Genomic DNA, 22,560 nt, shown 5'->3' with positions numbered 1-22,560 from the left:
GCACCGCAGGTTTACCGCCGAAACGGTGGGGTCCCGGACCCGTTGTCGCACGCCAGGGGCGGTGCCAGACTCGCCAGCAACCGGATCACGCGTCCGACGACGCGCTCCGGTGGGGAGGATTTCCAGATCCACCCGGCCGGCGGCCCGGTGCGCCTCACCCCTGTCCCGCTCCATCGACAGGTGTGGTGAGGGGGTCGCCGACGGCACCGGGTGGAAAGGCGCGTCGGCGACGGTGACCCCGTCGCGGCGTCCGCGGACGAGAAGGGCTGACAGGACACGTGCTGGTACAGCGAGAAGAACAGCTCGACCTGCTGCGCGACACCTTCCGGAACTGCGATCGGCAGCGGAGGGGGCACGTCTCGCTCGTCACCGGCGCGGTGGGCAGCGGCAAGACGAGCGTGCTGGAGTCGTTCGGCGACTGGGCGGCCACCGCCGGGGGCCGGGTGCTGAGCGCGGCCGCGTCACGGGCCGAACAGGAGCTGCACCTGGGGGTGCTCGGCCAACTCCTGCAGGGGGCGCGGCTCGCCCCCGAGACGGGTGTGCGGGTGGAACGCCTGCTGCGCGACGCCCCGCCGGCGCCCGGGCACGACGGTCCGGACGGGCCCGTCGGCGCCGACCGGATCTCGGCGCCGGTGCTGCACGGCCTTTTCAGCACACTGCTCGACCTCGCCGAGGCGGGACCGCTCGTGCTCACCGTCGACGACGTCCACCACGCCGACCCGGCGTCGCTGCACTGCCTGCTCTACGTCGCCCGCCGGCTGCGACACACCCCGATCATGGTGGTGCTGGCCGAGGCCCGGACGCTGCGACCGCCGCACCCGCACTTCCGGGCCGAGCTGTTCAGCCAGCCGCACTTCACCCGGATCTCCCTACCGCCGTTGACCGTCGAGGCGATCACGCGGCTGGTCGACGACGGGGTGGAGCCGGCCGCGCGGGAGACCGCCGAGCGGTGCCTGCGGATGACCGGCGGGAACCCGCTGCTCACCCGGGCGCTGATCGAGGAGCGGCCCCGGGTCGAGGCGGGCGAGGAGCCGCCGTCGGATCCGACCCTCGGCGACGTGTTCGACCAGGCCGTGCTCGGCTGCCTGTACCGGCACGAACCCGGGGTACGCCGGGTCGCGCAGGCCATGGCGGTGCTGGACCGGCCAGGCCCGGCGGATCTGCTCGGCCACCTGCTCGACGTGGTGCCCGAGTCGGTCAGCCCGATGGTCCGGGTGCTGCGCACCACGGGCCTGCTGGACGAGGACCGGCTGCGCCACCCTCGGATCCGGCGCTCCATCCTGGCCGACATGTCCGTCGACGAGCGGCGTGAGCTGCACCAGCGGGCGGCCGAGGTGCTGCACGAGCACGGCGTCGAGCCGTACGCCGTGGCCGAGCACCTCGTCGCCGCGGGCTGGGCGGAGGCCGGCTGGACGGTGCCGGTGCTGCACGACGCCGCCGCCCAGGCCCTCGCGGTCGGTCGGCCCGACGTGGCCGCCGGCTGCCTGCGCCTGGTCGGGCGGGCCGACGTGGACGACGAGCAGCGGGTCGCCACCACCGCGATGGTGGTCCGCGCCCGGTGGCAGATCAACCCGTTGACCGTGAGCGGCCAGCTCGACCAGCTCGTCGGCGCCGCCCGGGCCGGCGGCTGGACCGCGGGCGCCGGCCTGTCCACCGTGCCCTACCTGCTGTGGCAGGGGCGGGTCGAGGAGGCCGACGAGGCGATCACCGGGTGCGGCGGGGACGACGAGCAGGCCCACGCGGCCACCGCGAGCCGCCGGCGGGCGATGCACCTGCTGCTGGGGCTCTCCCACCCGGACCACCTGACCGCCGTGCGGGAGGCGGCCGGCGCGCCCCGAGCGTCCCTGCTGGCCGGCGGCTCGTCGCCGGTGCAGGCGCTGTCCCTGCTCGGCGCGGCGCTGACCCCGACCGGCGACCACGATCCGGTGGCCGGCGCCGAGCAGGTGCTGCACCGCCACCACGGCGAGGACGGCATGCTCCCGTTGCTGGCCGCGCCGCTACTGGCGCTGCTCTGGGCCGGCCGCGCGGACCGGGTCGCCGCCTGGTCGGCAGCGCTGCTGGACCGGCCGGCCGTACGGCACGCCCCGCTCTGGCGGGCGGTGCTGCGCGCCCTGCGCGCCGAGGCGGCGCTGCGCCTGGGTGACCTGACCGTCGCCGAGCAGCAGGCCCGGGCCGCCCTGGACGACCTGCCGCCGGCCGCGTGGGGCGTCGCCCTCACCGGCCCGCTCGCCACGCTCGTCGCCTGCGCCACCGAGTCCGGACGGCACGCCGAGGCCGAACGGTGGCTGGCGCAGAGCCTGCCCGCCGGTGCCTTCCGCACGCCGCTCGGCCTGCACTACCTGGCCGCGCGGGCACGCCACCACCTGGCGCTCGGCCGGGCCCACGCGGCCACCGCCGACCTGCGCCGCTGCGGCGAGCTGATGCGGGCCTGGGGCGTCGACGTGGCCGGGCTGGTGCCCTGGCGGCTGGAGCTGGCCCGGGTGCAGCTGGCCGTGGGCAACAAGGCGCACGCCACCCAACTGCTGCAGGAGCAGCTGCGGGTGCCGCACGGCGTGGACGACCGCACCCGGGGTCGTACGCTGCGGCTGCTCGCCGGCACCAGCGCGCCGGACCACCGGCGCAAGTTGCTCTCCGAGGCGGTGAACCTGTTGCAGGGCTGCGGCGACCGGCTGGAGCTGGTCCGCGCGCTCGGCGACACCGGGCAGACGCTGCAGCGGGCGGGCGACTCGGCGCAGGCCAGGCTGCTGGTCCGCCGGGCGTACCAGCTGGCCCAGGACTGCGGCGCGTCGATGCTGGCCCAGCGGCTGGTCCGGCGCGAGCCCGGCGGCGTGCCGGCCGGGCCGCCGGCCGAGACGCCGGAGCCGGAGGACGGGCTGAGCGAGGCCGAACGCCGGGTGGCGGCGCTGGCCGCGCAGGGCCACACCAACCGGCAGATCTCCAGCAAGCTGTTCATCACGGTGAGCACCGTGGAGCAGCACCTGACCCGGGTCTACCGCAAGCTCGACGTCAAGCGCCGCTCCGACCTACCGGCCCGGCTGGTGGCGTTCGCGGAGCCGCTGGGCGAGGAGATCCAGCCCGCGGCCTCCTGAACACCGGTCAGAAGGAAGGGCCCCTTCTTAGAGGTCCTAACTAGATGATGTTGGGCGTAACCGACTGGACGTGAGGGTCGTTTCGTCTGAACGTGAGGAGGGGTGAGCAGCCGCCGTGGATGGTCTCGGATGAGTTGTGGGCCGAGATCGCACCGCTGCTGCCACCCCGCCCTCCACGGCGGAGCCGGTACCCAGGACGTAAGCCGCTGGATGACCGCAAGGTGCTGTGCGGGATCTTGTTCGTGCTCTACACCGCGATTCCGTGGGAGTACCTGCCCCAGGAACTCGGGTTCGGGTCGGGGATGACCTGCTGGCGCAGGTTGCGGGACTGGAATGACGCCGGGGTGTGGCAGCGGCTGCATGAGGTGCTGCTGGCCAGACTGCGCGGCGCGGGCCAGTTGGACATGTCCAGGGCGGTGATCGACGGCTCCCACATCCGGGCGCTCAAGGGCGGCCCAAAACCGGTCCGAGCCCGGTCGACCGCCGCAAGCCTGGCTCGAAGCACCACGTCATCACCGACGCCGGCGGAATCCCCCTCGCGGTCACGCTGACCGGCGACAACCGACACGACTCCACCCAGACCACCGCCCTGCTCGATGCCATCCCCGCGATCGGCGGCAAGCCTGGCCCACCACGGCGGCGCCCCGACCGGCTCTACGCCGATCGGGGCTACGACTACGACAGCCACCGCCAACAAGTGCGCGCCCGCGGCGTCACCCCCGTCATCGCCCGACGCGGCACACCTCACGGCTCCGGCCTGGGAACCCAACGGTGGGTCGTCGAACGCACCATCGCCTGGCTGCACTGGTTCCGCCGCCTACGCATCCGCTGGGAAATCCGCGACGACATCCACCAGGCATTCCTCAGCCTCGCCTGCTCCCTCATCTGCTGGCGCCAACTCCAACGCACCCAGAGTTAGGAGTTCTTAACACCCGGGTGTGGTGTTAAGAAGGGGCCCTTCCTCTACCGGAGGCGTTAAGAGGGGGCCCTTCCTTACAAGCTCAGCACCAGGTCGGCGGCGGCGGTCACGCCGCCCGCCCGGTGCAGGCAGTCGCGCCACCGCACCGCCCGATCGCGGAAGGACGGCTCGGACAGCAGCCGGCGCAGCTTGTCCACGACGTCGTCGACGTCGAGCGGGTCCTCGTGCTCGACCGCCAGCGCGATCCCGGCGTCGACCACCCGCACCGCGCCGTCGTAGCAGTCGAACCAGAACGGCATCACCAGCTGCGGCACGCCGAACCAGGCCGACTCGTGGATCGCGTTGGCGGCGGCGTGGTTGAAGAACACCCGCACGTGCGGGTGCGCCAGCACCTCCACCTGCGACGGCAGCCACGACTCGACCCGCAGGTTGGCGGGCAGCTCGCCGGCCGGCGGCAGCAGCGGGTGCCGGGCGGCGGGCAGTTTCCACAGCACCTGGTGCTCGGGGCCGAGCCGGGCGGCCACCTCGACCAGCGCGGCCACCTGGGCGGCGGTCGGGCGCATGATGGTGCCGAAGCCGACGTAGACGACGGACTCGTGGGCGTCGAGCCAGGCGCGCAGCTCGGCGCCGTCCGCGCTGGGCACGATGTCCCGGGGGACCATCGAGCCCACCGTGCGCAGGTTCGCCGGCGCCGTGTCGAACGGATACTCCAGACCGAACACGGTGTAGGCCACCAGCGCCTCGGCCGCCTCGGCGTACTGCGAGGGACGCAGCTCGGCGTTGCGGATCCCGGCCTCGGCCCGCCGCCGCGCCGCGGCGGTGCTGCGGGCGAGCCGCTCCGGTTCGGTGAGCGTGGCCAGCAGCGCGGCCCGGTAGCTGTCGTTCGCCGCCCGTTGGCTCGGGTTCATCGCCAGCGGCAGCCCGGACAACGACATCGGGTACGACGGCGGCAGGCTGTCCTGGAGGAAGTTCGACGGCGGCACCGTGACGCTGATGACGTAGGGCACGCCCCGGGTGGTGGCCGCGTCCATGCCGAACGAGGCGAACGAGTCCACCACCGCCAGCGCCGGGCGCACCTCGTCGACGACCGCCAGGCACCGCTCGTACAGCTCGTGCAGGTGGTCGAAGTCGGTGGAGGCGTCGACGTAGCTGGCGAAGTTCACCACCCGCGAGCCGGTGGACATCCGGCGGTGCGTCTCGTCGTCCCAGTGCTCCGGGCGGACCTCCACCCGGGGCGGCCCGAGGGAGACGAAACGCAGGTCGCCGTCGCCGGGCAGGGCCTCGATCTCGGCCCGCCGCTCGTCGGTGCAGGCGAACCGGACCGGCCGTGCGGCCCGGCGCCTCAGCTCGCCGGCCAGGGTGAGCAGCGGGTTGAACAGCCCCGCGCTGCCGGAGCTGACCAGCAGCAGCGGTCCGTCGTCGGGGGTCATCGCGGCCGACCCCTAGTCCATCGCCCGGCGCATGAAGCCGCGGATGCCGACGGCGGTGAAGACCACGAACACCACGGCGAGCACGGTCAGGTCCAGCCAGAGCGGCACCGACTGCACGCCCGGCGGGGCGACCAGTGAGCGGGTCGCCTCACTCACGTAGGTCAGCGGGTTGATCGCGCAGACCACCTGGAACCAGGGCAGCGAGTCCAGCGCGCGCAGCGGGAACTGGGTGGCGCCGGTGAACATCAGCGGCGTCAGCGTGACCGTGAACATGATCTGGATCCGTTGCGGCGGGACGAGCGTGCCGAAGGTCAGGCCCATGGCGGCACCGACCAGCGCGCCCGCCGCCAGCACGCCCACGATCGGCAGCAGCGTGGACAGCGGCCAGGTGACGCCGAGGATCAGCATGCCGACCGGGATCAGCACCAGCCCGGCGACGAGGCCCCGGATCGCCCCGAAGACGATCTTCTCGAACGCGACCAGCGGGATCGCCATCGGCGACAGCAGGCGGTCCTCGATCTCGCGGGTGAAGGAGAAGTCCATCACCATCGGCAGCGCGGTGTTCTCCAGGCCGATCAGGAACGCGTTGAGCGCGATCACGCCGGGCAGCAGCACGTTGGCGAAGTCGTCGCTGGCGTACCCGAGGTCCTTGAGCACCTTGCCGAAGATGAGCAGCATGAACAGCGGCTGGAGGAAGACCTGGGCCAGGAACGCGCCCACCTCGCGGCTGGTGACGAACATGTCCCGCCAGAGCACCGCCCGGAAGGTGGTGAGCTGGTCGCGCAGGCGTACCGGCGGGGGTGCGACGGCGGCCGACGGGGCCGGGACGGCGGGGGCGGTGACGGTCACCGAAGTTCCCTTCCGGTCAGGTGGATGAAGACGTCCTCCAGGCTGGGCTGGCCGACGCTGAGGTCGCGGACCTCGCAGCCGAGGTCGGTGAGGACCTTCAACGCCATCGGCACGGCGTTGGCCGGCGCGCCGGCGGTGTAGACGCGGAACGACAGCGGCGCGTCCGGGTCGGCGGGCGCGTCGGGCAGCGGCATCGGCGGCATGCCGGGGAACATCGGCAGCTCCGCGGCGCCGCCGGCGCGCAGCCGTTCCACCCGCTCCACGTCCGGTACGTCGGCCAGCGCGGCCTGCACCGCCTCGACCGGCGCTCCCGGTGCGACCACCAGGGTGAGGGTGCTGCTGCCGGGCAGGGTCCGGGTCAGCGCGGCCGGGGTGTCCAGGGTGAGCAGCTTGCCGTGGTCGACGATGCCGACCCGGTCGCAGAGCTTCTCCGCCTCCTCCATGTCGTGCGTGGTCACCACGACGGTGACGCCGGAGCGCTTCAGTTCGGCGATCCGCTCGTGCACGAACAGCCGCGACTGCGGGTCGAGGCCGGCGGAGGGCTCGTCGAGGAAGAGCACCCGGGGGGCGTGCATCAACGCCCGGGCGATCATGGTGCGTTGGGCCAGGCCGCCGGAGAGGAAGTCGGTCCGGGCGGTGGCGAACGCCGTCAGGCCCATCTGCTCCAGCAGTTCGTCGGCCCGCTTGGACCGGCGGGACCGGGACACCCGGTGGTACGCGGAGTGGAACAGCAGGTTCTGCCGGACGGTCAGCGACCGGTCCAGATTGACCCGCTGCGGCACCACCGCCAGCAGCTGCCGGGCCACGGCCGGCGCGCGGGACACGTCCGCGCCGCAGACCAGGGCGCGACCCGAGGTGGCGCGCACCCGGGTCGTCAACACCCCGATCGTCGTGGTCTTGCCGGCGCCGTTCGGCCCGAGCAGACCGAAGACCTCGCCGGCGGTGACGGAGAAACTCAGTCCGTCCACCGCCGGCGGCATGTCGGGCCGGTATCTCTTGACCAGCCCGTCGACCACCACTGCCTCGTCCACGTCGTCATGCTCCCGTCCTGGTTCCTGGTAAGACAGTTGTCGGCCCCGCGATAGGGGGCGTTAGGGGCAGCCCAAGGGGCGGTGTCACAGACCCCGTTCCGTGAGCCAGCCGTCCACGGTCACGGCGAGTTCCGGGCCGTGATCGCCGACCATGGTGAAGTGGTCACCGGCCGCGTCCCGCGTCTCGTGCGGGTACGGCCACACCGACCGCCACCCGTCCGGTTCCCCGGTCCACTCCCCCAGCGGCTCGCTGGCCCGCACCAGCAACGTGGCGGCGGACATCGGCGCGGGCCGCCAGTCGAGGAACAGCGGCAGGTAGCCGGCCCAGGCGGTGGCCCGGTGGTCGTCCATCGGGGTGTACGCGCTGTCCCGCTCGACCATCCCGTCGAGCAGCTGCGACGTCCAGCCGCCGAGCACCTCGCTGCCGGGCGGGTAGGTGTCCATCAGCACCACCGCGGCCGGGGCGCGGCCCTGCCGGTCCAGTTCGGCGGCGAGCAGGTTGGCCACCATCGCGCCGCCGGAGTGCCCGGCCAGCACGTACCCGCTCGGGCCGACGGCGCGCAGCACGGTGTCCGCGTGCACCCGCAGCAGCGCGTCGAGGTCGGCGGGCAGTTCCTCGCCGACCCCGAAGCCGGGGTTGGGCAACGCCCACACGGCCCGCCGGCCGCGCATCCCGGCGGCCAGGCGGGCGTACTCGTGCGCCCCGGACAGCAACGACATCGTGCAGCAGCAGACGACGGGGGTGGCGGGACCATCGGCGAGGCGCAGGATCCCGGCCGGGCGGGTCAGCTCGGCCGGGGAGGTGAAGCTGGGCCGGAACTGGGCCAGCTTGACCAGCAGTTCGGCGTAGCCGGCGGCGTCGGCGCGCGCCTTGGGCTGGCGGAACAGCCCGCCGAGCAGGCCACCGGCCCCTTCCGGGGTGGCGGCGTCGGCGGGCGTGGCGCCGGCCCCGTCGCCGAGGATGAGGCCGAGCAGGTGCCCGGCCAGCGCGTCCGGGGTGGGGTGGTCGAAGAGCAGTGTGGCGGACAGGTCCACGCCGGTCTCCTGGCGCAGCGCGTCGCGCAGCTCCAGCGCGGTCAGCGAGTCGAAGCCCAGTTCCAGGAAGTCCCGGTCCGGTTCGACCGCGCCCGGCCCGGCGTGCCCGAGCACGGTGGCCGCCTGCGCCCGGACCAGGTCCAGCAGGATCGGCAGCCGGTCGCCGGCGGGCACCACGACCAGCCGGTCCCGCAACGCCCGCGCGGGGTCGGACGCGGGCCCGCCGGTGGGTTCGGCCGTGTCGGTCCCGGCGCCGGCGTCGGGTACGCCGCGCAGCAGCGGGGCCGGCCGCACCGCGGTGAACGCGGGCACGAACGTGGGCCAGTCGATGTCGGCGACGGCGACGTCGTGCCCGCCGCCGACGATCAGGTCGTCACCGCCGGCGGTGACGGGGTGGCGGTCCGTGCCGGCGGTGTCGGCGTGGCCGTCCGCGGCGGCGGGGTGGCCGTCCCCGGCGGCGGCGACGCGGGCCAGCGCGTCGAGCGCGGTCTCCGGGTCCAGCGGGCGGACACCCCGCCGGCGCAGCTGCTCCGGGTCGGCGGTCTCGCCGCTCCACGGCGCCCAGGCCACCGTCGTGGCCGGCCGCCCCCCGGCGCGGCGTCGGGCGGCCAGCGCGGCGAGCCCGGCGCCGGTGGCCGCGGCCACCGCCGCGCCCCCGCCGCCCCAGGTGGCGGCCGTGGAGACGAAGACCAGGAACTCGTCGACCGCGTGGCCGGCGCACGCGGCGTCGAGCCGGGCCCCCGCGGCCAGCTGCGCCCCGACCCGGTCGGCCACCTGCTGCGGGTCGGCCGCCGCGACCGGCTCGCCGGCCCCGCCGGCGTCGGCCACGTGCAGCACGGTACGCACCGGCGTGCCGGCCGCGGCCAGCCGCTCCAGCGCGGCGGGCAGCTCCTCGACGCCGTCCACGACGGTCACGTCGACCCCGGTCGGCGCCTCGGTGTCGGGCACCGCCGGGCCGACCAGCAGCAGGTGGGTCGCGCCCGCGTCGGCGAGCCGGCGCAGCAGGTGCGGGCGACGGACCGGGGCGTCGCCGTGCACGAGCACCGCGCCGCCCGGCCGCCAGGGCCGCTCGGGAGCGGCCGGTGCGCGTTCCAGGCGCCGGGCGCGCAGTCCGCCGGCTCGCACGGCGAGCTGGTCCTCGACGCTGTCACCGGCCACCACCCGGGCCAGCAGCGCGAGGTCGGAGCCTGGGGTGGCCGGGGCCGGGTCGCCGGCGGTCGCCTCGGTCCCGGCGGGCAGGTCGAGCAGGCCGCCCCAGAGGCGGGGGTGTTCCAGCGCCAGCACCCGGCCGAGGCCCCAGACGGTCGCGGCGGCCGGGTCGGGCGCCGGGTCACCGGCGTCGGTGGCGGCCGCGCCCCGGGTGACGCACCACAACGGCGCGGTGACCCCCGCCTCGGCGAGCGCCCGCACCAGGGCGATCGTGCCGGCGAGCGCGTCCGTGCCGGGTGCCGTGGACATGGCGCCGTGGCCGGCGGCGTCGGCCGAGGTGGCGCCGTCACCGGCAGCGCCGGCCGAGGTGGCCAGGAGGACCACCCGGGTCGGTGTGACCTCGGCGAGCCGGTCGCGCAGCGCGGCGGCCGGGTCGGTTCCGGCCGGCACCGGCACCGGCACCGGGTCGAGGCCCTCGGCGCGGACCGCCTCGGTCACCGCCGCCAGCAGGTCGCCGGGTGGGCCGACGACCAGGCACGGCCCGCCCGGGGAGACGCCGGTCGGCGGGTCGGCCGGGGTCCAGCCGATCCGGTAGCGCAGGCCGTCCAGGGTGGCCGCACGACGGCGCCGGTCGCGGTAGGTGGTGAGGGCGGGCAGCAGCTCGTCGAGCGCACCGGTGGCGTCGTCGTGGAGGCCGAGCAGGGCGGCCAGCGCGGCCCGGTCACCCCGGTCGGCGGCGGCCCAGAACTCGCCGTCGGCCGGGTCGGCGGGGCGCGGCGTCAGGTCGAGCCGGATCGGGTCGGGCCAGAACCGCTCGTGCTGGAACGCGTACGTGGGCAGGTCGACCCGGGTGGCGTCGGTGTCGGCGAACAGCGCCGGCCAGCGTACGCCGGCGCCGCGCAGGTCCACGGCGGCGAGCGCGGCGAGCAGGGCGGCCGGTTCGGACAGCTCCCGGCGGGCCGACGGCACGAACGCGGCCGGATCGACGTCGGGCAGGCACTCGCGGGCCAGGGCGGTGAGCGCCGCGTCCGGGCCGAGGTCGAGGTAGGTGCCGGTCCCGGCGGCGGCCAGGGTGGCCACGGCGGGCTGGAACCGCACGGTGTCCCGGACGTGCTCCACCCAGTAGCCGGGGTCGGTGGCCTGCGCGGCGGTGAGCGGCTCGCCGGTGCGGTCGGAGACGATCGGCACGGTCGGCGGATGCCAGGTGAGCTTCTCCGCGACCACCCGGAACTCGGCCAGCACGTCGTCCATCCGGGCGGAGTGGAAGGCGTGGCCCACCCGCAGCCGGCGGGTCCGCCGGCCGCGCGCGGCGAGCTGTTCGCCGGCGGCGAGCACGGCGTCCTCGTCGCCGGAGAGCACCACCGACTCGGGACCGTTCACCGCGGCCAGGGCCACCCGGTGGTCGAGCAGCGGCGCCACCTCGGCGGCGGACGCGCGGACCGCGAGCATCGCCCCGCCGGCCGGCAGCGCCTGCATGAGCCGGGCCCGGGCGGCGACCAGGGTGGCCGCGTCGGGCAGCGACAGCACGCCGGCGACGTGCGCGGCGGCCAGCTCGCCGACCGAGTGGCCGAGCAGGTGCGCCGGGCGCACGCCCCACGCGGTGACCAGCCGGTACGCGGCGACCTGGTAGGCGAAGAGCGCGGGTTGGGTGAACTCGGTGCGGTCGAGCAGCGTCGCCTCGGGGGTGTCCGGGCCGGCGAAGACCACCTCGCGCAGCGGGCGGCTCAGGTGCCGGTCGAGTTCGGCGGCCACCTCGTCGAACGCGGCGGCGAAGGCCGGGAACCGGCGGTGCAGGTCGGTGCCCATCCCGGGTCGCTGGGCGCCCTGGCCGGGGAAGAGGACGGCGAGCTTGCCGGCGGGCCGGGCCACGCCGCGCACCACGCCGGGGGCGGGCCGGTCCTCGGCGACCGCGCGCAGGCCGGCGCGCAGCGCCGCCGCGTCGTCGCCGGTGACGGCGGCCCGGTGCGGCAGCGCCGCCCGGGTGGTGAGCAGCGAGTACGCCACGTCGGCCGGGCGCAGGTCGGGGTGGGCGGCGAGGTGGTCCAGCAGTCGGCGGGCCTGCCCGGCGAGGGCCGGCGCGGAGCGGGCGGAGACCAGCCACGGCGCGGGCGGCGCGGTGCGGGCGCCGTCGGGGCGGACCTGGTCGGCGTGGGTGGCGTGGGTGGCGTGGCCTGCCGGCCCACCGCCGCCCGGTGTCGCTGGCGCGTCCGGGGGCGCCTGTTCCAGGACCGCGTGGGCGTTGGTGCCGCTGACGCCGAACGCGGAGACGCCGGCCCGGCGGGGGCGGTCGGTGGCTCGCCACGGGCGCGCCTCGGTCAGCAGCTCCACCGCGCCAGCGGTCCAGTCGACGTGCGGGGTGGGCCGGTCGACGTGCAGGGTGGCCGGGAGCCGGCCGTGCCGCATGGCGAGGACCATCTTGATGATCCCGGCGACGCCGGCGGCGGCCTGGGTGTGGCCGATGTTGGACTTGACAGAGCCGAGCAGCAGCGGCGCGGCGCGGTCCTGCCCGTACGTGGCCAGCAGCGCCTGCGCCTCGATCGGGTCACCGAGCGTGGTGCCGGTGCCGTGCGCCTCGACCACGTCCACCTCGGCGGCGGTGAGCCCGGCGTTGGCCAGCGCGGCCCGGATGACCCGGCGTTGGGCGGGCCCGTTGGGGGCGGTGAGTCCGCTGCTGGCGCCGTCCTGGTTGACCGCGGTGCCGCGCACCACGGCGAGCACGGGGTGGCCGTGGCGGCGGGCGTCGCTGAGCCGTTCGACGAGCAGCATGCCGACGCCCTCGGACCAGCCGGTGCCGTCGGCGGCGGCGGCGAACGACTTGCACCGCCCGTCGGTGGACAGGCCGCGCTGGCGGGAGAATTCTACGAACACGGTCGGGGTGGCCATCACGGACACCCCGCCGGCCAGCGCGAGGGTGCACTCCCCCAGCCGCAGCGCCTGGCAGGCCAGGTGCAGCGCGACCAGGGACGACGAGCATGCGGTGTCCACGGTGACCGCCGGCCCTTCCAGGCCCAGCGCGTACGCGATCCGGCCGCTGGCCACGGCGGCGGCGCTGCCGGTGCCGAGGTAGCCCTCGACGCCGCCGCCGACGCCGGTGAGCAGCGCGGCGTAGTCGCCCTGGCTGCTGGTGGCGGCGTAGACGCCGGTGGGCGCGCCACGCAGCCCGGTCGGGTCGACGCCGGCGGACTCGAACGCCTCCCACGCGGTCTCCAGCAGCAGCCGCTGCTGCGGGTCCATGGCGAGGGCCTCGCGCGGGCTGATGCCGAAGAACGCCGGGTCGAAGTGGCCGGCGTCGGGCAGGAAGCCGCCGTCGCGGACGTAGGAGGTGCCGCGGCTGGTCGGGTCGGTGTCGTAGAGCGCGTCGAGGTCCCAGCCCCGGTCGGCGGGGAACGGCGCCATCGCGTCGCGGCCCGCGTCGACCAGCTCCCAGAGCTGCTCCGGCGACCGCACGTCGCCGGGGAACCGGCAGCTCATCCCGATGATCGCCACCGGTTCGGTGAGGCGGTCGGTGAGTTGCTGGTTCTGCTGTCGGAGCTTCTGGTTGTCCAGCAGGGACGCGCGCAGCGCGCCCACCACCTCGTCCAGCGAGACGCTCATCGGGGCCTCCCTGCCGCCGGCCGGGTCACGAGTCGGATCCTTCGAGGGCCATCCGCACCAGTCCGGCGACGTCGAGCTCGCGGATCTCGGCGGCGGGGGCGTCCGGCGTCGGGTTCGGGGCCGGCGCTGCGGTGTCGTGGCCGAGGCGCAGCAGCGGGTCGAGCAGCCCGGCCTGCCGCAGCCGGTCCAGCGGGATCGCCGCGAGCACCCGGCGCACGGTCTCCTCGTCGGCCGGGTCGCCGTCGGCCGGGTCGCCGCCGTCGGGGAACAGCTCGGCGTCCAGGTGGTCGGCGAGGCCGGCCGGGGTCGGGTAGTCGAAGACCACGGTGGTGGGCAGCTCCCGGCCGGTCGCGGCGGTGAGCAGGTTGCGCAGCTCCACCGCGGTGAGCGAGTCGAAGCCGAGGTCGAGGAAGCCCCGCTCCGGGTCGACCGCGTCGACCGAGGGGTGGCCGAGGACCTTCGCCGCGTCGGTGCGGACCAGGTCCAGCAGCGCGTCGCGCCGGTCGGCGGCGGGCAGCGCGCGCAGCTCGGCGAGCCGGTCCGCGCCCTCCGGGCCGGCGTTCGCGGCCGGTTCCGGGGCGGCGGCGAGCGCCCGCACGGCCGGCAGGTCGGCCAGCAGCGGACTGGGTCGCAGCGCGGTGAACAGCGGGTGGAACGTGGCCCAGTCGACGTCGGCGACCGTGACGCAGGTGTCGCCGGCGGCGAGCGCGTGCCGCAGCCCGGCCATCGCCGGCCCGGGCGGCAGCACCCGCAGGCCGCGCCGGCGCAGCTGCTCCGGCGCGTCGTCGTCGAACATCCCGGACTCGGTCCACGGCCCCCAGGCCACCGAGGTGGCGGGCAGGCCGCGCGCCCGGCGCCGCTGCGCGAGGGCGTCCAGGTGGGCGTTGCCGGCGGCGTACGCGCCCTGGCCGCCGCTGCCCCAGGTGGCCGCGATGGAGGAGAAGAGCACGAACGCGTCCAGCTCGACGCCGTCGAGCAGCTCGTCGAGCAGTTCCGCGCCGGCCAGCTTCGGGCCGATCACGTACGCCAGGTCCTCCAGCGTGGTCTCGGCCAGCGGAACCACCTCGCTGACCCCGGCGGCGTGCACCACCGCGCGCAGCGGCGGCCCGTCCCGGCGCAGGTCGGCGAGGAGGTCGGTCATGGCGCTGCGGTCGGCGGCGTCGCACCGGGCGACCCGGCACTCGACACCGGTGTCGGCCAGCTCGGCCAGGAGCGCGTCGGCGCCGGGGGTGTCGGCGCCGCGCCGGCTGGTCAGCACGATCCGCTCGGCGCCCGCGCCGGCGGCCCAGCGGGCCACGTGCCCGCCGAGCGCGCCGGTGCCGCCGGTGATCAGGAGGGTGCCGCGCGGCTGCCACGGCGTGGGCTCGCCGTCGGTCACGGCGGTGTCGAGCCGCCGAGCGTACGCCCCGCCGGCGCGCACCGCCACCTGGTCCTCGGTGGTGGTGGCCAGCAGCGCGGCGAGCCGTCGGGCGGTGTCGTCGTCGAGGGTGGCGGGCAGGTCGACCAGGCCGGCCCAGCGGGCGGGCTGTTCCAGCGCGGCGACCCGGCCGAGGCCCCACAGCGCCGCCTGCCGGGGGCGGTCCGGGGTGTCGCCGTCCCCGACGCCGACCGCGCCCCGGGTGGCGCACCAGAGCCGGGCCGGCGTGTCGAGGTCGGTCAGGGCCTGGAGCAGGTGGACGGTGGCGGCCAGCCCGCGCGGCAGCGCCGGGTGGTCGGCGTGTGACGCCTCGTCCAGGCCGAGCAGGGACAGCACGTGCGCCGGGCCGTCGCCGGTGGCGGCGGCGACCAGGTCGGCCAGCCGGGTGGCCAGCTCGTCGGGCTCGGCGGCGGTGTCCACCGGCGCGGTGGTGACCGTCGGGCCGAACGCCCGGGCCAGGGCGGTCAGGTCCGGGTCGGTGGCCCGGTCGGCGGGCAGCAGCACCAGCCAGCGGCCGGCCGGCGGGGTGCCGGCGCCGACGTCGACCGGTTCCCACCGGACCCGGTAGCGGCTGCCGTCCACCAGGGACCGTTCCCGGCCGCGGCGCCGCCACGCCGAGAGCGCCGGCAGCACGGCGTCGAACGGCTGTTCCGGGGCGACGTCCAGCTCGGTGAGCAGGCCGTCCAGGTCCTCGGCGTCGACCGCCGCCCAGAACCGGCGTTCCACGGCGGTGTCGACGTCGGCCGGCGCGGTCAGCCAGGCCGGCGGCTGCGGCCAGAAGCGCTGCCGGTCGAACACGTGGGTGGGCAGGTCGGCCGGTTGCGGGTCGGCCCCGGCGTAGAGCGCCGGCCAGTCCGGGGTGACGCCGTGCACGTGCAGCGCGGCCACGGCGCGCAGCAGGGTCGACGGTTCCGGCCGGTCGCGGCGCAGCGTGGGCAGGACCGGTGGGACCGGCCCGGCGTCGGCCAGCACGCCCTGGGCCGCCGGGGTGAGCACCCCGTCCGGGCCCACCTCCAGGTAGGCGGTGCAACCGTGGGCGCGCAGCGCGGTGACCGCGTCGGCGAAGCGGACCGTGTCGCGGGCGTGCCGGGCCCAGTAGCCGGGGGCGCCGACCGCCGCCACGTCGACCGGCGCGCCGGTGACCGTGGAGACCAGCGGCACGGTCGGCGCGTGGTGCGGCAGCCGGGCGGCGAGCGCGGCCAGCTCGTCGAGCACCGGCTCCATCAGCGGGCTGTGGAAGGCGTGGCTGACGGCGAGCCGGCGGGTGCGTACCCCCCGGGCGGTCCACTCGGCGGCGACCCGGTCGACGGCGGCGGCGTCGCCGGCGACGACCACGGCGGCTGGGCCGTTGACGGCGGCGAGCGCGACCCCGGCGCCCAGGGTGGGCCGGACGGCGTCCTCGCCGGCGGCGACGGCGAGCATGGCCCCGCCGTCGGGCAGCGCCTGCATCAGCCGGCCCCGGGTGGCGACCAGCTCGGCGGCGTCGGCGAGGGTGAGCACCCCGGCGGCGTACGCGGCGGCGAACTCGCCGATGGAGTGCCCGGCGACCGCGTCGGGGCGCAGCCCCCAGGCGGTGAGCAGCCGGAACAGCGCCACCTCCACGGCGAACAGGGCCGGCTGGGTGAACTCGGTACGGTCCAGCAGCGCCGCCTCGGGGGTGCCCGGTTCGGCGTCGAGCAGCGGGCGCAGCGGCCGGGACAGGTGCGGGTCGAGCGCGGCGCAGACCTCGGTCAACGCGTCGGCGTAGGCCGGGTAGGCGGCGGCCAGCTCGCGGCCCATGCCGGGCCGCTGCGCGCCCTGCCCGGAGAACAGGTACGCGACCCGGGGCCGGGCGGTCACCGCGCCGGTCACCAGGGCCGGGGAGTCATCGCCCCGGCGCAGCGCGCGCAGCCCGGCGCGCAGCGTGCGCCGGTCGGTGGCGAGCACCACCGCGCGGTGCTCCAGCGCGGCCCGGGACACGGCGGAGGTCCAGCCGACGTCGACCAGCGGTGGGGCGTGCGGACCGGTGAGCCGGTCGGCCCACGGCTGCGCCTGGGCGGCCAGCGATCCGGCGGTACGGGCGGAGAGCAGCACCGGCACCACCGGCGGGTCCACCCGTTCACCGGCCGGGACGGGCGGCTCGGGGGCCTGCTCGAGGATGGTGTGGGCGTTGGTGCCGCTGATGCCGAACGAGGAGACGGCGGCACGGCGCGGGCGGCCGGTCAGCGGCCAGGGCCGGCCCTCGCTGAGCAGGTCGACCGCGCCCGTGCTCCAGTCCACCTGATCGCTGGGCGCGTCCACGTGCAGCGTCGGCGGCAGGTAGCCGTGGCGCAGCGCGAGGATCATCTTGATCACGCCGGCGACACCGGCGGCGGCCTGGGTGTGGCCGATGTTCGACTTGATCGAGCCGAGCAGCAGCGGCCGGTCGGCGGGTCGGCCCTGCCCGTACGTGGCGAGCAGCGCCTGCGCCTCGATCGGGTCGCCGAGCCGGGTGCCGGTGCCGTGCGCCTCGACCGCGTCGACGTCGCCGGCGTCGAGGCGGGCGTTGGCCAGCGCGGCGCGGATGACCCGCTGCTGGGCCGGCCCGTTGGGGGCGGTGAGCCCGTTGGAGGCGCCATCCTGGTTGACCGCGCTGCCCCGGATCATCGCGAGCACCGGGTGGCCGTTGCGGCGGGCGTCGCTGAGCCGCTCGACGAGCAGCACGCCGACGCCCTCGCCCCAGCTGGTGCCGTCGGCGCCGGCGGCGAACGCCTTGACCCGGCTGTCCGGGGCGAGGCCGCGCTGGCGGCTGAACCCGACGAACACGCCGGGGGTGGCCATCACGGTGACGCCGGCGACGAGCGCCAGGGAGCACTCGGCGGCGCGCAGCGCCTGCCCGGCCCAGTGCAGCGCGACCAGCGACGACGAGCAGGCGGTGTCCACCGACACGGCCGGCCCTTCCAGCCCGAGCGTGTACGACACCCGGCCGGACAGGACACTGCCGGCGTTGCCGGTCATCAGGTGTCCCTCGGCGCCCTCGGCGGTGAGCATGAGGTTGCGGTAGTCCTGGTAGTTGGTGCCGACGAAGACGCCGGTGGTGCTGCCGCGCAGCGCCTGCGGGTCGATGCCGGCCCGCTCGATCGCCTCCCACGAGGTCTCCAGCAGCAGCCGCTGCTGCGGGTCCATGGCGAGGGCCTCGCGGGGGCTGATGCCGAAGAAGCCGGGGTCGAAGTCGGCCACGTCGGGCAGGAAGCCGCCCTGCCGGGCGTAGCTGGTGCCCTCGACGGCGGGGTCGGCGTCGAAGAGCCGGTCGAGGTCCCAGCCCCGGTCGGTGGGGAAGTCGCCGATGGCGTCGCCGCCGGCGGCGAGCAGTTGCCACAGCCGCTCCGGGTCGTCGGCGCCGCCGGGGAAGCGGCAGCTCATCGCGACGACGGCGAGCGGTTCGTCGGGGGCGGCCACGGCGGCCGGTCCGTCGACGGCCGCGCCGGCGCCGGTGAGCAGTTCGTCGAGGTGCCCGGCGAGCACGGCCGGGTTCGGGTAGTCGAACGCGAGCGTGGCGGGCAGCCGCAGGTCGGTGGCGGTGGCGAGGAGGTTGCGCAGGTCGACGGCGGTCAGCGAGTCCAGGCCGAGGTCGCGGAAGGGCCGGTTGAGCGGGACGTCGTCGGCGGAGCCGTAGCCGAGCGCGCCGGCGGCGCACTGGCGGACCAGGTCGCGCAGCGTCTCGGTCCGTTCGGCGGCGGAGCGGCCGGCGAGCTGCCGGGCCAGCGCCGAGCCGGGCTCGCCGGCCGGCTCGGCGGCGGCCGGCGTCTGCGGGGGTAGCAGCGCCTCCCGGACCTCCGGCAGGTCGCCGAGCAGCGGGCTGGGGCGCACGAGCGTGAACGCCGGGGCGAAGCGGGTCCAGTCGACGTCGGCGACCATCGTGGCGGCGTCGTCGCCACCCAGCGCCCGGGTCAGTGCCGCGACGGCGAGCTCGGGGTCCATGGCCACCATGCCGCCGCGCCGCAGCCGCTGCTGGGCGCGCTCGTTGTCGGCGGGCAGGCCGGCGCCGTCCCAGGCGCCCCAGGCCACGGCGAGCGCCGGGAGGCCGTCGGCCCGCCGCCGGTGGGCGAGCGCGTCGAGGTGGGCGTTGGCCGCGCCGTACGCGCCCTGGCCGGCGTTGCCGGTGGTGCCGGCGACGGAGGAGAAGAGCACGAACGCGTCCAGCTCGTGTTCGCGGGTGAGCGTGTCGAGGTGGTCGGCGGCGGCGCTCTTGGGCGCGGCGACGGTGTGCAGGCGGGCCGGGGTGACGGTGTCCACGATGCCGTCGTCGAGGACGGCGGCGGTGTGCAGCACGGCGCGCAGCGGGGCGTCGTCGGGCAGGTCGGCGAGCAGCGCGGCGAGCTGGTCGCGGTCGGTGACGTCGCAGCGGGCGACGGTGACGCGTACCCCGAGGTCGGTCAGCTCGGCGGTGAGGTCGCCGGCGCCGGGGGCGTCGGGGCCGCGGCGGCTGGCCAGCAGCACGTGCGCGGCGCCGGCGCGGGCGGCCCAGCGGGCCAGGTGCCCGCCGAGGCCGCCGGTGCCGCCGGTGATCAGCACGGTGTCGCGCAGGCGGACGTCGTGGTCGGCCGGGTGGGTGAGCCGGGTGAGCCGGCGGACGTGGACGCCGGTGTCGCGCACGGCGATCTGGTCCTCGGCGTCGTCGGCGCCGAGCACCGCGCCGAGGAGGGCGGCGGCGCGCGCGTCGAGCCGGTCGGGCAGGTCGACCAGGCCGCGCCAGCGGGCGGGGTGTTCCAGGGCGACGGCCCGGCCGAGGCCCCAGACGGCGGCGGCGGCCGGCTCCGGGGCGGGGTCGGTGTCGCCGGTGGTGACGGCGCGGCGGGTGGCGCACCACAGCGGCGCCTCGACGCCGAGCGCGCCGAGCGCCTGGACCAGGTGGGCGGTGCCGGTGACGCCGAGCGTGGTGGCCGGATGGTCGGGGTGGGGACGCCCGTCGAGGCCGAGCAGGGAGAGCACGGCGGCGGGGCCGCCGTCGGGCAGCGCGGCGCGCAGCCGCTCGGCGAGCGCGGCCGGGGCGTCCGCCGGGTCGACGGGCACGGGTACGGCGTCGGCGCCGACGTTGCCGAGCGCGGCGAGCACGTCGGTGACGAGCGGGTCGTCGGTCAGGTCGGCGGGTACGGGCAGCAGCCAGGTGCCGCCGAGGCGGGTGAGCGGCAGGTCGGGCCGGGGTGTCCAGGTGATCCGGTAGTGCCAGCGGTCGGGGTCGGGTTCGCCGTCGCGGTCGGTGACGAAGCGCGGCGGTGCGGGCCAGTACCGCTGGTGGTCGAAGGCGTAGGTGGGTAGGTCGACGGTGTCGGTCTCGGGCAGCACGCGGGTGAGGTCGACGGGCAGGCCGATGGCGTGGGCGGTGGCCAGGTTGGTCAGCAGCCGGGTCGGGTCGTCGTCACCTCGGCGCAGCGTGGACAGCACGTGCCCGGTGGTGCCGGTGTCGTCGAGGATCGCGGTGACCGGCATCGCCAGCACCGGATGCGGACTGATCTCCACGAACACCGTGTGCCCGGCGGCGACCGCCGTCCGCACCGCCGTGTCGAACCGGACCGTCTGGCGCAGGTTGTCGTACCAGTAGTCGGCGTCCATGGTGGTCGGGTCGACCCAGTCACCGGTCAACGTGGAGACCAGACGGGTGTGGCCGGCCTGCGGGGTGATGTCGGCCAGGTCGGTGCGCAACTGCTGGGCGACGTCCTCGACGGCGGCCGAGTGCGAGGCGTAGTCCACCGGGATCAGCCGGGCCCGGATCTCGTCGGCCTGGCAGGCATCCACGAAGTCGGCGACGGCCCGCGGCGGGCCGGACACCACCACCGTCGACGGGCCGTTGACCGCCGCCACCCCGACCCCGGCGAACCGGTCCGCGCCGGAGGATCCGTGGGTGGCCGGTCCTACCGCGTCGGATCCGACGGCACCCGACGTCCCGGCGGCGCCGGTCAGCCGGGCGGTCACCCGGTCGGCGGGCAGGTCCACCGACGCCATCGTGCCCGTGCCGCGCAGCACCGACAGCGCCCGCGACCGCAACGCCACCGTCTTCGCCGCGTCGTCGAGGGACAGGATCCCCGCCACGCACGCCGCGCCGATCTCCCCCTGCGAGTGGCCGACCACCGCCTGCGGGGTGACCCCGACGTGCCGCCACACCGCGGCGAGGGCGACGCCGACGGCCCACAGCACCGGCTGCACCACCTCGACCCGCTCAAGCCACGACTCGTCCTCCCCGGTCAACACCGACGGCAGGTCGACGTCCAGATAGGGGGCCAACGCCGCCTGACACTCCCCCAGCGCCGCGTCGAACACCGGCGTGCGCCCGACCAGACCCGCCGCCATCCGCGCCGACTGGGCGCCCTGACCCGGGAACACGAACACCGGACCGGCCGTCCGGGACGCCGTACCCGTCACCACCGCCGGCGACGGCGTGCCGGCGGCCAGCGCGTCCAGCCCGGACAACAGGTCCTCGGCGGACGCGCCCACGACGGTGGCCCGCTGCTCGAACGCGGTCCGGGTGGTCGCCAGGGACCAGGCGACAGACGCCGGGTCGGCCGGGGCGGCGCGCAGGTGCGCGGCCAGCCGGGCGGCCTGCCCGGTGAGCGCGGCGCGGGTGCGGGCGGCGAGCGGCCAGGTGGTGACGTCGGCGGCCACCAGCCCCGGAGTCGGCGGGTCGGCGGCGGGGGCGGGCTCGTCCGGGGCCTGCTCGACGATGACGTGGGCGTTGGTGCCGGAGATGCCGAACGAGGAGACGGCGGCCCGGCGTGGGCGGTCCCGGTCCGGCCAGGGGCGGGCCTCGGTGACCAGTTCCAGCGCGCCGGCGGACCAGTCGATGTGCGGGGACGGCTCGTCCACGTGCAGTGTCGCCGGCACCAGGCCGTGCCGGATGGCGAGCACCATCTTGATCACCCCGGCCACCCCCGCGGCGGCCTGGGCGTGCCCGATGTTGGACTTCACCGAGCCGAGCAGCGCCGGCCCGGCGTCGCCGCGGTCCTGCCCGTACGTGGCCAGCAGCGCCTGCGCCTCGATCGGGTCGCCCAGGTTGGTGCCGGTGCCGTGCGCCTCGATGACGTCGACGTCGGCGGTGGCGAGCCGGGCGGCGGTGAGCGCCTGACTGATGACGCGCTGCTGGGACGGGCCGTTGGGGGCGGTGAGCCCGTTGGACGCGCCGTCGGAGTTGACCGCGCTGCCGCGCAGCACCGCGAGCACCGGGTGGCCGTTGCGGCGGGCGTCGGAGAGCCGTTCCACCAGCAGCCAGCCGACGCCCTCGGAGAAGCCGGCCCCGTCGGCGGAGGCGGCGAAGGAGCGGCACCGCCCGTCCGGGGACAGGGCACGTTGCCGGCTCGATCCGATGTAGAGGCCGGGCGTGGCCATCACGGTGACGCCACCGGCGAGCGCCAGCTCGCACTCCCCCGCCCGCAGCGCCTGCGCGGCGAGGTGCAGCGCGACCAGTGAGGAGGAGCAGGCGGTGTCGATGGAGACGGCCGGCCCCTCCAGGCCGAGGGTGTACGACACCCGGCCGGAGGCGACGGCCGCCGCCCCGCCGGTCATCGAGTGCCCCTCGTCGGCGTCCGGGGACATCATCAGCAGGGTGCCGTAGTCCTGTCCGTTGGTGCCGACGAACACCCCGGTGCGGCTGCCGCGCAGCGTGGCCGGGTCGACGCCGGCGGACTCGACGGCCTCCCACGCGGTCTCCAGCAGCAGCCGTTGCTGCGGGTCCATGGTGAGCGCCTCGCGGGGGCTGATGCCGAAGAACGCCGCGTCGAAGTCCCCGGCGCCGTCGAGGAAGCCGCCCTCCCGGGCGTACGAGGTGCCGGGGTGGTCGGGGTCGGGGTGGTAGAGCCGGTCGAGGTCCCACCCCCGGTCGTCGGGGAACGGCGCGACCGCGTCCCGCCCGTCGCGCAGCAGCTCCCACAGGTCCCGCGGGTCGCGGACGCCACCGGGCAGCCGGCAGCTCATCGCGACGATCGCCACCGGCTCCAGTTCCTGGGACTGGGCCTCGCTGAGCCGGCGGCGGGTGTCGTGCAGGTCCGCCATGACCCGCTTGAGGTAGTCGCGGAGCTTGTCTTCATTGGCCATCGGG

Annotated in this window: 7 protein-coding genes; 2 read left to right on the top strand and 5 right to left on the bottom strand. The window is 76.4% G+C overall.

The genetic code is table 11. The features are described from left to right. The first annotated feature begins 278 nt into the window (after positions 1-278). Both O7600_RS02970 and O7600_RS02965 read left to right on the top strand, forming a co-directional pair. Complete coding sequence (locus O7600_RS02970; RefSeq protein ID WP_281592162.1) at positions 279-3,089, top strand: LuxR family transcriptional regulator; 2,811 nt, start codon at positions 279-281, stop codon at positions 3,087-3,089. Between the two features lie 119 nt (positions 3,090-3,208). After that, a protein-coding gene (locus O7600_RS02965; protein ID WP_281592161.1) for an IS5 family transposase occupies positions 3,209-4,008 on the top strand; the annotation gives its coding sequence in 2 pieces (ribosomal slippage) (positions 3,209-3,545 and positions 3,545-4,008; 801 coding nt in all). A 74-nt stretch (positions 4,009-4,082) separates the two neighbouring features. On the opposite strand, the gene O7600_RS02960 is transcribed toward O7600_RS02965, so the two are convergent. The 5 genes from O7600_RS02960 to O7600_RS02940 form a co-directional block, all read right to left on the bottom strand. Next, the gene (locus O7600_RS02960; protein ID WP_281592160.1) at positions 4,083-5,438 is read right to left on the bottom strand and encodes a glycosyltransferase; all 1,356 of its coding nucleotides are present in this window, start codon (positions 5,436-5,438) and stop codon (positions 4,083-4,085) included. Between the two features lie 12 nt (positions 5,439-5,450). Beyond that, positions 5,451-6,287 carry an ABC transporter permease gene (locus tag O7600_RS02955; protein WP_281592159.1) on the bottom strand — a complete coding sequence of 279 codons (837 nt, stop codon included), beginning with the start codon at positions 6,285-6,287 and terminating at the stop codon, positions 5,451-5,453. After that, positions 6,284-7,318: an ABC transporter ATP-binding protein gene (locus tag O7600_RS02950; RefSeq protein WP_281592158.1), complete on the bottom strand. Its 1,035-nt coding sequence runs from the start codon at positions 7,316-7,318 to the stop codon at positions 6,284-6,286. Before O7600_RS02950 ends, O7600_RS02955 begins: the two co-directional genes overlap by 4 nt. An 84-nt stretch (positions 7,319-7,402) precedes the next feature. After that, positions 7,403-13,096, bottom strand: coding sequence for a type I polyketide synthase (locus tag O7600_RS02945; RefSeq protein WP_281592157.1), 5,694 nt, complete (start codon positions 13,094-13,096; stop codon positions 7,403-7,405). 25 nt (positions 13,097-13,121) lie between these two features. Then, the gene (locus O7600_RS02940; RefSeq protein ID WP_281592156.1) at positions 13,122-22,556 is read right to left on the bottom strand and encodes a type I polyketide synthase; all 9,435 of its coding nucleotides are present in this window, start codon (positions 22,554-22,556) and stop codon (positions 13,122-13,124) included. Positions 22,557-22,560: the final 4 nt, after the last annotated feature.

It is taken from the genome of Micromonospora sp. WMMA1998 (assembly GCF_027497375.1).
Classification (GTDB): Bacteria; Actinomycetota; Actinomycetes; order Mycobacteriales; family Micromonosporaceae; genus Micromonospora; species Micromonospora sediminicola.
The sequence above is the reverse complement of the archived record's forward strand: the minus strand, read 5'-3'. Positions and strand labels throughout refer to the sequence as shown.

Coding starts and splice junctions, on each gene's coding strand:
- O7600_RS02945 (WP_281592157.1), bottom strand. CDS start 13,096: ATGAGCGTCTCGCTGGACGAGGTGGTGGGCGCGCTGCGCGCGTCCCTG.
- O7600_RS02940 (WP_281592156.1), bottom strand. CDS start 22,556: ATGGCCAATGAAGACAAGCTCCGCGACTACCTCAAGCGGGTCATGGCG.
- O7600_RS02960 (WP_281592160.1), bottom strand. CDS start 5,438: ATGACCCCCGACGACGGACCGCTGCTGCTGGTCAGCTCCGGCAGCGCG.